We start from the raw sequence: 11,878 nt of genomic DNA on the forward strand, positions 1-11,878 counted from the left end.
CCTTGGTGACTAATCAGAGGTGCGCTTCACGTGATCGCTCTCCAGTTCCCCGAGCGAGATCGTAGGCTTAAGGACGTGGATGTTGCCCCCGACACCGGCAGAGCCTTCCACGGCCTCAAGGATGATCCGCGCCGCTGTTTCGCCGATTTTCCGGCGGGCGGTGCGCGAGGTCGCGATTTTGCCGGGAAACCCCTCGATGAGCCCGAGACCATTGAAGCCCGCCAGAGCGACCGCGCCCGGCACGTCGATGCCGGCGGCAATGCAGTGGCACAATCCGCCAAAGGCAAGGTCGTCGTTTGCGAAATAGATGCAGTCGAGGTTGGGCCGGACGGCCAGCAGGACTTCGGTCATGCGGCGGCCACACATCACGGCGGATTGGGTGGCCTCCTCGCTTTTCAGGTCCGACGCGTCTCTCGTGTCGATGAAGTCGAGGCCCCGTTTGCGCAGGGCGTTGCGGAAACCCTCTTTTCGCTTGTCGGCCCTGAGATCCATGTCGAGGTTCCCGCCGACGTAGCCAAACCGATGTCGGCCCGTTCCAAGCAAGGCCATGGCGATGTCGTGGCCCGCCTCGACGTGGGAAAAGCCGACGCAGGCGTCGATCGGGTCGCCGTCGGTATCCATGATTTGGACAACCGGAACGCCAGCGTCGCGCAGCAGCAGACGGGTATCTTCGGGTTGATCGAGGCCGGTGAGGATCAGCCCGGCCGGGCGCCAGGACAGCATGTTCCGGATGGTTTCGTATTCGACCTCGGTGTCGTAATCCGTCACACCGAAGACCGGTTGCAGCGCGGTGCCCTTCAGCGCGTCGGTCACGCCGGACATGACCTGGGGAAAGACGATGTTCGACAGGCTGGGCACGACGACGCCGATCAGGTCGGTGCGCTTGCTCGACAGCGAGGCCGCAAGGTGATTTCCGTAGTATCCAATGTCACGCGCGGCCTGTTTCACCTTTGCGACATTGGCCTGCGAGACGTCCTTGTCGCCCCGCAGCGCGCGGGAGGCCGTCATCTTGCTGACGCCCGCCGCGGTGGCGACATCGGCCAGGGTCTTGCGTTGCTTCATGCCCTTGCTGTCACCCTGTCTGTTGCCGCGCGGCGAATGCCCCCCGCCTCTCAACCCGAGGACGGAACGTTGACAGAATAAGGTAAATATGCAACTGGTATCAATACCGGTATCGGTACCGGTATTGATTGATTTCGTTCTACACGTTGACCTGCAAGGTTTCGTTAAATGATGACGCCGCCGCAGCCATGACCCATGCTCGCAGTGCCGGGCTCATACTTCCGGGAGACACCCCCATGACAACCGTCCTTGGATGCATCGCCGATGATTTCACCGGGGCCACCGACATTGCCGGACTGCTGGCGCGCAGCGGCGTGCGCGTCTCGCTGCGCATCGGCGTGCCCGACGGCCCGCCACGCGACACCGCCGCCTTCGAGGTGATCGCCCTGAAATCGCGCACCGCGCCGGTGGCAGAGGCTCTGGCCGAGACCCGCGCGGCGCTGCGCTGGCTGCAAGCCGCCGGCGCGCAGCGTTTCTTCTGGAAATACTGTTCGACCTTCGATTCGACCGCCGAGGGCAATATCGGCCCGGTCGCCGAGGCGCTGATGACTGATCTCGGCGTCGATCAGACGATTTACTGCCCGGCCTTCCCGGAAAACGGCCGGTCGATCTTTATGGGCAATCTTTTTGTCGGGCGTCAGCCGCTGGCGGAAAGCCCGATGAAGGATCACCCCCTGACCCCGATGCGCGACAGCAACCTGATGCGCCTGCTGGAACCGCAGGTGACCCGGCCCGTCGGGCTGGCCGACCGGCTGACTGTGGCGCGCGGCCCCGAGGCGCTGCTGGCAGAACTTGCCGCGCTGAAGACGCAGGGCGTGGCGCATGTGGTGGTCGACGCCGTGGCGAACGAGGATCTCGCAGTGATTGCCGAGGCTTGCCGCGACATGGTTCTTATGACCGGCGGCAGCGCGCTGGCCATGCCGCTGCCGGGGCTCTATCTCGCCGATGGCACGCTCTCGGCGGATGCGCGTGGGGCAGAGCGGCCGCAGCTCGGCACCGGCACCATCGTGCTCTCCGGCAGCTGTTCGGCGATGACCAACCGGCAGGTCGCCGACTATACCCGTCGCGGTGCCCCGTCCTTCAAACTTGATCCGCTGGACCTGGCCGAAAACGGTGCGCAGCCGGTGCTCGACTGGCTGGCCGCGCAGGATCTCGATGCTGCGCCGCTGATCTACGCCACCGCCAATCCCGAAAGCGTGCGGGCCGCGCAGGAGAGGCTGGGCGTCGCCGGTGCCGGTGAGATCGTAGAGGCGACGCTGTCGGCCTCTGCCGTGGCGGCGCGCGATGCCGGGGCACGGCGGGTGATCGTCGCCGGGGGCGAGACGTCGGGCGCGGTGACCAAGGCGCTTGGCGTCAGCCAGCTTGACATCGGCACCGAGATCGCGCCGGGCGTGCCATGGACCTATTGCCGGTCAGACGGCCAGCAGATCGCTCTGACGCTGAAATCCGGAAACTTCGGCACCGAAACCTTCTTTACCGACGCCCAGCAAAGGCTGCCATCATGAGCGCAGAGGCCCGACTGCGCGAGCAGATCTGCCTGCTGGCCAAGTCGATGTTCGACCGCGGGCTGACCGGCGGCAGCACCGGCAATATCTCGGCCCGGACCGGGGATGGCGGGCTGTTGGTCTCACCCACCGGGACCAGCTTTGGCCGGCTCGATCCCGGACGGCTCAGCCGCTTCGATGCCTCGGGCAGCCATGTTGCCGGTGACAGACCGACCAAGGAAATGCCGCTGCACAGCGCGTTTTACGACACCCGCAGCACCGCAGGCGCGGTGGTGCATCTGCATTCCTGCCACGCGGTCGCGCTGTCGATGTTGCCGGATGTGGACGAAGACAACTTTCTGCCGCCGCTTACACCTTATGGCATCATGAAGCTGGGCAAGGTCAAGCTCCTGCCCTTCTTCCTGCCCGGCGATCCGGCGATGGGCGCGGCGGTGCGCGGCCTTGCCGGCAAACGCTCGGCGGTGATGCTGGCGAACCACGGCCCGGTGGTGGCCGGCAAGGACATCGAGGCGGCCTGCAACGCCATCGAAGAGCTGGAAGACACCGCAAGGCTGGCGATGATGACCCGTGGCATGCAACCGCGCGGGCTGACCGAGGATCAGGTTCAGGCTCTGGTCACAAGTTTCGACGTGGAGTGGGACGCATGAAATTTTCCGCCAACCTCGGCTTTCTCTGGAATGACCGCCCGCTGCCGGACGCCATTCGCGCCGCAAAAGCCGCCGGTTTCGACGCGGTGGAATGCCACTGGCCCTACGACGTCCCAGTGACAGAGACAAAGGCCGCGCTGGACGAGACCGGGCTCAAGATGCTGGGCCTCAACACCCGCCGTGGAGACGTGGCGGCGGGCGAAAACGGTCTGGCCGCCCTGCCCCATCGCGTGCCAGAGGCCCGCGCCGCCATCGACGAGGCCATCGCCTTCGCCCGCACGCTCGGCACGCCCAACATCCACGTGATGGCGGGCTTTGCCACTGGTGCCGAGTCACGGGCCACCTTTGTCGAGAACCTCATCTATGCCTGCACTAGCGCCGCCCCGCATGGCATCACCATCCTGATCGAGCCGCTCAACAGATACGATGCGCCGGGCTATTTCCTGACCACCACCGATCAGGCGCTGTCGATCATCGCAGAGGTTGGCGCGCCCAATCTCAAGCTGATGTTCGACTGCTACCACGTGCAGCTGATGGAGGGCGACCTGACCCACAGGCTCACCGCGCTGCTGCCGCAGATCGGTCACATCCAGTTCGCTTCGGTCCCCGACCGTGGCGCGCCGGACCATGGCGAGGTGGCGTACGGCCATGTCTTTGCGCATATCGCCGCTCTGGGCTATGCCGCGCCGCTTGGCGCGGAATACAAACCCGGCGGCGCGACCGAAGCAACGCTTGGCTGGCTCCGCGCCGTCCGCTGAACAAGGCGGCGCTCGGATTTTCAGTTGCTGCGCAGGCGCATCTTCTCAAGCAGGTCGGTCAGCACGTCGCGGGCGCAGACGCCTGTGGTCGCGGCGCGACACCACCCGTGGCCCACGAACACCTGACCGCATAACAGGAGCACCCGACCGGAACGTATCCGGTGCAGGTTCAATCTTGTTCCACGCGGATCAGCACCTTGATGTGGCGCATGTCGGAAACCCAGCCCAGCCCGAAGCGACCCGGTCACTCAAACGCCCCACCACCGCAGCGTTTGCATGAGGTGGACGTCGATGGACTCGATCGTCCTCGGCAAATCGCCCGCTTCCATCGCGGCGATGATCTCCAGATGTTCCTGCATCGCCGAAACGATCCGGTCTTGCAGAAACGGACGGCTTTGCTGGATCACTGCGATACGGTCGCGGTTCGCGGCGTAAGCTTGTTGCAGATACAGGTTGTCCAGCCCTGCCGCCAGGGCGTTGTGCAGGCTCAGGTCGATGTCTATGGCGCGCTTCCCGGTGGCCTCGGGGTCGCGATCGAGGGCTTGCCTCAACAGTTCCTCGTGGCTGCGCCGCAGGTCCCCGGTCGGCATGGCTGCACCGCCCAGAATGATCCGTCGCGCGCCTTCGCGCTCCAGCGCGGCGCGCATGTCCATGCAGATACGGGTGTTTTCCGGGCCCGCGTCCATCACCGTGATTCCGCGTTTCGGCAGGATGAACAGCAATCCGCGCGCGGCCGCCAGCTTGGTCGCCTCGCGGATGGAGGCGATGGGATACCCCAGCGCGCGGGACAGTTCCGGCATCGAAAAGAACGCACCGGCGGCCAGCCTGCCCGATCGCAGCGCCGCAAGCAGAGCGTCAAATGCCTGATCCGCCAGTGGTTTTGATGATCCGTCCATCTGCCGTCCCTTCCATGGCCCGTGTTCCCGCACCCTATTATCAAGAATTTGCGAAGTCACATATATGATATGCCTGATTGTCTTTCAGACAAGATGTCATCTAACATTTTAGCTGCAAGTTCAGTTCATGTGCGCACCGCCGAGAATGCCTTGGCATCCTCGCGCGCCACAGCGGTTGGGAGGCCGAGATGACCAGCACCATTGAAACAACAGACAGGGAGGACGCGGTGGAGACGCAGGACGAAGGCTTCAAAATGCCGCATATCTACGTGATATTGTTCGCCTTCACCGCGCTCGCGGCGTTGGCGACCCATTTCATTCCGGCGGGCGTGTTCGACCGGATCACCCTGCCCAACGGTCGAAGCGCGATCGACCCCGACAGTTACCGCGAGGTCGCCGCCACCCCGGTGGGACTGGAGGACTTCATGATGGCGGTGCCACGGGGTCTTGTGGATGCGTCGGTCGTGGTATTTTTCACCTTCATCATCGGCGGCATGTTCATGGTGATCCGTCACACCGGCGTCATCGACGTCGCGGTGGACAAGCTGACGCGGCGCTTCGCTGCGCGTTCGGTGCTGATACTGCCGGTGCTGATGGTGACCTTCGCCGTGGTGGCAACGCTGATCGGCACACAGGAACTGGCGCTCGTCTACGTGCCCGTCATCCTGCCGTTGATGATCGCCCTGCGCTTTGACAGCATCACCGCAGTCGGTGTGGCGCTGCTGGCCACCACCGCGGGTTTCACCGCGGGCGTGCTCAATCCGATCAACACCGGGCTGGGCCAGACCATTGCCGAGGTGCCGCTTTATTCCGGGGCCGGCCTGCGCGCGGCGCTTTTCTTGGCGCTTCTGGGTACGGCGGTTGTCTACGTTGTGATCTACGCGCTCAAGGTGCGCGCCAATCCGGACGCAAGCCTGATGGCCGATTCAGCCCGCGAACTTGAGAAGCGCAAGCTTTACCAGCACGGTGAGGCAGGCGCGGCCATGCATTTCACCCCGCGCCAGTTCTGGGCGGGGCTCGCGGCGCTGGCCTTCTTTGGCGTGATGGTCTGGGGCGTGCTGACCCGCGGTTGGTTCATGATGGAGATGGCCGGGCTGTTCGTGCTGATGGGCATCACCGTGGGCCTGATCGCCGGGCTGACACCCACCCGGATCTGCGAAGCCTTCAACGAAGGGTTCCGCGACGTGCTGGTTGGCGCGATCATCGTCGGGATCGCCCGTGCCGTTGCGGTGATGCTTGAGCAGGGCCAGGTGATGGATACACTGGTTCATGGTCTGGGCGGGCTGGTGGGGTCCTTCCCTGACACGCTGTCCGCCGCCGGCATGTTCATAAGCCAACTGGGCTTCAACTTCATCATCCCGTCGGGTTCCGGACAGGCACTGGTGACGATGCCGATCATGGCGCCCCTGTCGGATATCATCGGCGTGACCCGGCAGAACGCGGTGCTGTCCTACCAGCTGGGCGATGGACTTTCGAACATCCTGTACCCGACCTCCGGCTACTTTATGGCAACGCTTGCCCTTGGCGGCGTCAGCTGGGACCGGTGGGTGCGCTTCTTCGCGCCGCTGTTCGGGCTCTGGGTGGCCATCGCTCTGGCCTTCGTGATCGGGGCGCAGCTCACCGGCTGGACTGGCTGAGTTTCCCGGTTATCCAAAGGGATCGAACCGAGGGCACCGCTTTATGGCGGTGCCCTTTGCCGATCGGGTGTCACATTGCCTGCGAACCGGGTCATCCTCAACTAGTGAGGCAGACCGTCCCCGAGTCTTGCAACCAACGATACGACCGGCGCATATCTCGATCACAAAGGCCCTTTAGACAAACCCCTGCCAGGTGGCCACGCAAGTAAAGTCGCTGACCTCTTCACGCGGGGTCCGGCGAATGCAGCCGATCTTGGGTGCAAGGGCCACACGCGCGCGGTCTATGGCGCGCGGTGGTTTGCCGTTTTGCCTTTATCATCACCACCATCGTTCCCTAAGTTGAGGGTCTCCGACAGACCCGTGGCTGAACGCCACTTTGGCAGAGCCCGCAATGATTCAGACAGACCGGGCCGGTATTCCCGTTTGGGGGTTGGTGCCCCGTCACGCGCCCATTTCATCCCTCAATTGGTCGAATGCCATTATTCGGCCCGCAATTGCGCTGGCAACAACAGTCGGAGGACTTGCCAGCCAGGTCGTTCCCGGACCGCCACGACCCGGAAAGTTCCTGTTGATGGCCGAAATTGTAATTTGACCCACCGGTTCCGAAACATCGGGGCCGCATTGCCCGCACGCTCCGCAGGACGGGCCAGCATCGGACCTATTGTGCTGCAATCAAGCGTCACGCTCTTGGCGTAATGCGCCCCGGAATCGGAAAACATCCACGGCCCTGTCTCGACGTCTATCCTACAACGCTCCTTCCAAAATCTCATGGTTTCTGCATCGGGCGCGCAGAGTCCGGTCAGCCCGCCGAGTTCCGCCACCATGTTTGTCAGTGTGGCGCGTTCGTCGATAGACATTGAGTCGACAACCGGTCCGGCAAACCCCAAGACCTTGCCAAGGCCGCCACCTCTTTGGATCAGATCGGCTGCAAGCAACGTCAGCACCACGTCCTTGGCCGTTACACCGGGTTTCATCTTGCCGTCCAGTTGGACCAGCAGGCTTTCTGCCATCATGGCGTGGGAAAGGCCTTCGGACCCTTCCTCGCCCAGAAGATAGCCGTGATCCTTCAGCCCATATTGTTTGCCGAAGGCGCGGTGCGCGTCGCTGAGTTCCCGCACTTGCGGCAGGAGGCCGAGCTTGAGATGCGTGGGTGAGCGGTGCGCACAGGTTGCGCGCCACCCGCGCATTAGTCGCAAAAATGCGAAATGCGCGCGCTTGCGCGACGAAACAGAACCGACCCACCACAGGGTCGCGACGGCAGCCAGAACACATAGGCGGATTTCCAAGGCGCAGAAACACTTGCGGTTTCCATTTCTGCCAACGCGGCGCGTCTGTCGGATGCCCTGAACCGCCGAATACGCACCAGCTTTCAATCGGACAGCACAGAGATGCTGCACAAGTTCGACCCTGCCGAGGTTTCGGCGCTGACGGGCATCCGCATATCGAACCTGAGAACAGGGCCCGATCAGCGTTGCACGTTACAAGTGGCGGGCGACGTATGGCGGGATGAAGGCGAAGACCAAGGAGAACCGTGAGGTGCCCCCCACGCTATTCAGCAGGCTGAACCAGACGGCTGTCCAGAAGTTGGCCGCTTTCCGCCAGGATCGGATAGGCGACTTTCACGAGCAGAGAGTTGATCTCCTTCAGCGTGCGGACGCATTCCAGGTGAATGTCGCTTGTCTCAATGCTTTCGGCGTTGCCGGATTGTAACCGCGCAAGGTGGCGATTGTGGCTTTCGCGTTCGAGGCGGCGCATCTCCTGCTTTTCCCGCGCCAAGGCTCGGGCGCTGCCGAGGTCCCCGGACACCAGCACGTTCAGCGCGAGGTGCATGTTTGTCTGGACACGCGCGTGAAGGCTGCAAATCTCGGCCCAGCCTTCGGGTGAAAACCGAAGCGACTTGCGGGCCTTTTCTTCGGCCAGCGTCAAGAGCGACTTGGCGACCAGATCGCCGATATGTTCGAGGTTGATCGCAAAGCCGGTCAGTTCGATACCCTGCTGCGCCTCCTCCTCGGTCAACCCTCCGCGCCTGAGTTCGGCAATGAAAAGCTTGATTTCGGTATGGCGGCGGTTGACGTCCTGGTCGAGCGCCCGGACACGCGCGATCTGCTCTGCGTTGCCGCCGTCCAGAAGGTCGATCGCAGGTGCGAGCATTGTCTCTACAGCTTCGCCCATCCGGAGAAGCTCGCGTTTGACATTGGCGATGGCGAGGGCGGGTGTGCCGATCGTCGAACGGTCAAGCAGACTGGCCGGCCGTCCGGCTCCGGGCAGCGGCGCTGGCTTTTGCGAGGCCGGCAGGAGCAAAGCTGTCAAATGCTCCATCCAACGGGTGAACGGCAGGCAGACCAGCACGAGCAGCAGGTTGAAAAGCAGGTGAAAGTTCACCAGTTGCTGGCCCTCTGTCGGGCCGAGCCGGTCGATCGGCAGGACGTCCAGCGGAAGAACGAGCAGGACCGCCAGAGCCGCCACAGTGCGGAAGATAAGGTTGCCCAACGGAATGCGGCGCGCCTGATAGCCCATGCCCCGCGTGAGCCAGACAGCGATCAGACCACCACCCACGTTTGCGCCCAGCACCATGGGAAGGGCAACCTCCAGAGGCAGCATGCCCGCGCCCGCGAAGGTGACAAACAGAAGCAGGGTCGCGACAGAGCTATGAACCATCCAGGCCAGTATCGCGGCGAGCGCGAAGGCGGTCAGCGGGTCACCGCGCAGATACCCGAGAACCTGCGGCAGCGCCGCACTTTCGCGCAGCGGCTCGGTCGCCTCGCCCACCATCTGCAACGACATCAGGATAAAGGCGATGCCCAGCACGATACGGCCCGACTGCCGAAAGGTGCGGCGTTCGGACTTGAGAAACAGCGTTGCGCCGATGAACAGCAGGACCGGGATCAGCCCGCCGAGATCGAAGGACAGGATCTTGACCACCAGCGCCGACCCGAGGTCGGCGCCAAGAAGCGCGGCGATGCCGCTGCCGACCGAGAGGATGCCGCTCGACGCGAAGCCAGCTGCCAGAATGCCGACCGCCGTCGCGCTTTGCAGCACGACCGCAAGAACGGCCCCGGCCATGGCCGTACTGACATGTCCTCCGCGCGCGCCTCTCAGGGCCCGTTTCAAAGCGTGGCCATGCGCCCGCTCGACCCCTGTCCTGACCATGCGCACGGCCCACAGCAGGAGCATCACTGCCCCGGCAAGATGAATCACGATCACAAATGGGTGCATCGTTGTCTCTCTTTGTTGGTAGCGGAGCCGGGTGACTAACGGTCTGTGCCGCCGGGGCTGACCGCGTCCGGCGAAATATGCAGTTCAAGCGATTCGAAGCGCCAGAACTCACGGTCGATCTGGATGACCTGACCATCGGCGTTTGTCTTGATCCGTCGGATGTAGAGGCCGGGCGCGCCGTTGGTGCAGCCAAGGATCTGCTGGGCAAGACCTTCTAGACGAACCGGACGGATCCGGAGACCGGACAGTCTGGGATCGACGCCATAGTGTTCGATCCAGACCGTGGTAAAGGATTGCCCGGCAAGACGTTCCGCAAAGTCGGGGGCTGCGGAAAGGTTGATCATGACATCGTGCATAAAGGCGCGATGTCCATTGAACGCGCCCCAGCCGCGAATGCGAAGCAGCGGATCGCCCGCGTTCAGGCCGAACAGCGCCGCGTTGCCAGCGTCCGCTTCGACGACGTCCTGATCGAGATCCGTCCAGGTTGCCGTTCCCTGCGCCGCAGCAGCGCGTTCGAAACTGACGTGGTTCATCAGATCATAGTCGAACCGCTTTTGCGAAACGAACCACCCCTTGCGATCAACCCTAAAGACCGCCCCCTCGTTTTCCAGCGCCAGCAGCGCCTGGCGGAGCGACATGCGGTTGACCCCCAGCATCTCCGACAGCCCCCGTTCGGCCGGCAATTGCTCGCCGGGGCGCCATTTTTCAGTGCTCAACGCGTCGCGAATGGCGGCACGCGCCAGACTGGCGGAAGTGGTTGCGTCGGTACGGGCCGGATCGGTCATGCAGGGTCCTGTTGTTATCTGGTTTAAACCAGGTATTGACTGTTGGTTTAAACCAGATTACCAAGCATGGCAAGAAATACAACGGGCCACGCACGCCCGGCCATGGAGAGGAGGAACCTTAAGATGAAATCATTCTACGCGACCGTTGTTGCGCGGACGCTTCGACCCTGTTGCGGCCATTCTTTCGACACCCCTTCGATCCGGTTCTGACCCAAGCCCCATCCAGCAGAGGAGACGCCAATGACCACAATGACCACAATGACCCGCCGAACCCTTCTTGCCGCAGGCACGGCAACACTTGCAGCGCCGCTCTTTGTCCGGAGCGCCCTGGCCGCGTCCGGGGAGGTGAACGTGTTCGCCTGGGGCGATTACTTCCAGCCCAACATCGTGGAGGCTTTCGAGTCCAAGACTGGCATCAAGCTGAACGTCTCGACCTACGGCTCCAACGAAGAGGCCGCCAGCAAGCTTCGCGCCGCCGGTGGCACGGGGTTCGACCTTATCTTTCCCTCGGTCGATACACGGCCAAACTACGACACCGGCGACCTTCTGGCAGAGATCGACGAGTCGCGGCTCGACGTCGACCGGATTCAGCCGGCGCTCTGGCGCAATTCCCTGACGCTGGGCGCAGCCCGGCGCGGCAAGCGTTTCCTGGTCCCTTTCTCCTGGGGCACTGAGGGCATCACCTATGACAGTTCCGTTCACGAATTCGCTCCGGGGCAACTGTCCTATGGCGACCTCTGGGCCGAAGGGCTGGATGGACAGGTGGCGATGCGTCAGAAATCGGTATTGGTCAGTCTGGCCTTGTATCTCGATGCGACGGGCGAGGTGCCGTCGAACCGCGCGATGGATCTGTACAAGAGCGAGGCGGATACCCGCCGTATCTTCGAGGCCTGCGTTGCCTATGCCGCTGAGCGCAAGAAAAACATCGGCGCTTACTGGAACAATGCGACCGAGGCCACAGGAGCCTTCACGGATGCAGGCTGCACCATCGGCCAGACCTGGGACACGACGGGGCTGAAGCTGCATTCCGACGTCGACAGGAAATGGCGTTACACGACCCCGAAAGAAGGCGCTCTCGCCTGGATGGATACTGCCGCGATTCCCTCGGGCGCCGCGAATGTCGATCAAGCCTATGCCCTGCTGAACTTCCTTCTCAGCCCCGAGATCGGCGGCATGTTCGCCAACAACACAGGCTACAATTCGGCGGCGGTCGGTGCCGATGCGCATCTGAGCGAGGCCAACAAAGAAGCCTTTGCCTTTGCCTACGCCGGCGATGCGATCGAAAACCTCTGGTGGTGGCCGATGTTCACGCCGTGGTTCTCGGCCGTGCGCGAGGAATACGTCGAAAAGCTCACCAACGCCTGAGCGTTTC

10 protein-coding genes and 1 pseudogene are annotated in these 11,878 nt (G+C 63.2%); 5 read left to right on the plus strand and 6 right to left on the minus strand.

The features are described from left to right. Window positions 1-9: 9 nt before the first annotated feature. Entirely contained in the window at window positions 10-1,062 is a 1,053-nt protein-coding gene (locus ACN0S5_RS18280) for a LacI family DNA-binding transcriptional regulator (protein ID WP_417210177.1), read from the minus strand. 236 nt (window positions 1,063-1,298) lie between these two features. On the opposite strand from ACN0S5_RS18280, the gene otnK reads away from it, so the two are divergent. Genes otnK through ACN0S5_RS18295 form a run of 3 tightly spaced genes read left to right on the plus strand, consistent with a single transcriptional unit; the run spans window position 1,299 to window position 3,972 of the window. Next, a complete protein-coding gene (otnK, locus tag ACN0S5_RS18285) occupies window positions 1,299-2,567 on the plus strand; it encodes a 3-oxo-tetronate kinase (RefSeq protein WP_417210178.1) in 1,269 nt (422 codons plus the stop codon). Continuing rightward, window positions 2,564-3,214, plus strand: coding sequence for an aldolase (locus ACN0S5_RS18290; RefSeq protein WP_417210179.1), 651 nt, complete (start codon window positions 2,564-2,566; stop codon window positions 3,212-3,214). The genes otnK and ACN0S5_RS18290 overlap by 4 nt, the downstream gene beginning before the upstream one ends. Further along, the gene (locus ACN0S5_RS18295) at window positions 3,211-3,972 is read left to right on the plus strand and encodes a hydroxypyruvate isomerase family protein (protein ID WP_417210180.1); all 762 of its coding nucleotides are present in this window, start codon (window positions 3,211-3,213) and stop codon (window positions 3,970-3,972) included. The genes ACN0S5_RS18290 and ACN0S5_RS18295 overlap by 4 nt, the downstream gene beginning before the upstream one ends. A 248-nt stretch (window positions 3,973-4,220) precedes the next feature. On the opposite strand, the gene ACN0S5_RS18300 is transcribed toward ACN0S5_RS18295, so the two are convergent. Then, a complete protein-coding gene (locus ACN0S5_RS18300) occupies window positions 4,221-4,868 on the minus strand; it encodes a GntR family transcriptional regulator (protein WP_417210181.1) in 648 nt (215 codons plus the stop codon). A gap of 188 nt (window positions 4,869-5,056) precedes the next feature. Between ACN0S5_RS18300 and ACN0S5_RS18305 the strand changes: the two genes are divergently transcribed. Next, window positions 5,057-6,505, plus strand: coding sequence for a YfcC family protein (locus tag ACN0S5_RS18305; RefSeq protein ID WP_417210182.1), 1,449 nt, complete (start codon window positions 5,057-5,059; stop codon window positions 6,503-6,505). A gap of 441 nt (window positions 6,506-6,946) precedes the next feature. On the opposite strand, the gene ACN0S5_RS18310 is transcribed toward ACN0S5_RS18305, so the two are convergent. From ACN0S5_RS18310 to ACN0S5_RS18325, 4 genes and pseudogenes are all read right to left on the minus strand, one after another. After that, window positions 6,947-7,102 (minus strand): aconitase family protein, encoded by a 156-nt coding sequence (locus ACN0S5_RS18310; RefSeq protein WP_417210183.1) that lies wholly within the window; start codon window positions 7,100-7,102, stop codon window positions 6,947-6,949. 50 nt (window positions 7,103-7,152) lie between these two features. Next, window positions 7,153-7,692 (minus strand): annotated as a pseudogene (locus ACN0S5_RS18315) (aconitase family protein); the annotation flags it as partial. Between the two features lie 361 nt (window positions 7,693-8,053). Beyond that, the gene (locus tag ACN0S5_RS18320; RefSeq protein WP_417210184.1) at window positions 8,054-9,721 is read right to left on the minus strand and encodes a Na/Pi cotransporter family protein; all 1,668 of its coding nucleotides are present in this window, start codon (window positions 9,719-9,721) and stop codon (window positions 8,054-8,056) included. A 35-nt stretch (window positions 9,722-9,756) separates the two neighbouring features. Further along, window positions 9,757-10,506, minus strand: coding sequence for a GntR family transcriptional regulator (locus ACN0S5_RS18325; RefSeq protein WP_417210185.1), 750 nt, complete (start codon window positions 10,504-10,506; stop codon window positions 9,757-9,759). A gap of 240 nt (window positions 10,507-10,746) precedes the next feature. Here ACN0S5_RS18325 and ACN0S5_RS18330 point away from each other — a divergent pair, with 240 nt between their 5' ends. After that, window positions 10,747-11,871: an extracellular solute-binding protein gene (locus ACN0S5_RS18330; RefSeq protein WP_417210186.1), complete on the plus strand. Its 1,125-nt coding sequence runs from the start codon at window positions 10,747-10,749 to the stop codon at window positions 11,869-11,871. Window positions 11,872-11,878: the final 7 nt, after the last annotated feature.

The sequence above is a fragment of the Antarctobacter sp. genome (assembly GCF_048262615.1).
In the GTDB taxonomy this organism is placed as follows: domain Bacteria; phylum Pseudomonadota; class Alphaproteobacteria; order Rhodobacterales; family Rhodobacteraceae; genus Antarctobacter.

Bases quoted from the DNA above. Each gene is read 5' to 3' on its own strand.
- ACN0S5_RS18280 (WP_417210177.1), bottom strand. From the start codon at position 1,062: ATGAAGCAACGCAAGACCCTGGCCGATGTCGCCACCGCGGCGGGCGTC.
- otnK (WP_417210178.1), top strand. From the start codon at position 1,299: ATGACAACCGTCCTTGGATGCATCGCCGATGATTTCACCGGGGCCACC.
- ACN0S5_RS18290 (WP_417210179.1), top strand. From the start codon at position 2,564: ATGAGCGCAGAGGCCCGACTGCGCGAGCAGATCTGCCTGCTGGCCAAG.
- ACN0S5_RS18295 (WP_417210180.1), top strand. From the start codon at position 3,211: ATGAAATTTTCCGCCAACCTCGGCTTTCTCTGGAATGACCGCCCGCTG.
- ACN0S5_RS18300 (WP_417210181.1), bottom strand. From the start codon at position 4,868: ATGGACGGATCATCAAAACCACTGGCGGATCAGGCATTTGACGCTCTG.
- ACN0S5_RS18305 (WP_417210182.1), top strand. From the start codon at position 5,057: ATGACCAGCACCATTGAAACAACAGACAGGGAGGACGCGGTGGAGACG.
- ACN0S5_RS18320 (WP_417210184.1), bottom strand. From the start codon at position 9,721: ATGCACCCATTTGTGATCGTGATTCATCTTGCCGGGGCAGTGATGCTC.
- ACN0S5_RS18325 (WP_417210185.1), bottom strand. From the start codon at position 10,506: ATGACCGATCCGGCCCGTACCGACGCAACCACTTCCGCCAGTCTGGCG.
- ACN0S5_RS18330 (WP_417210186.1), top strand. From the start codon at position 10,747: ATGACCACAATGACCACAATGACCCGCCGAACCCTTCTTGCCGCAGGC.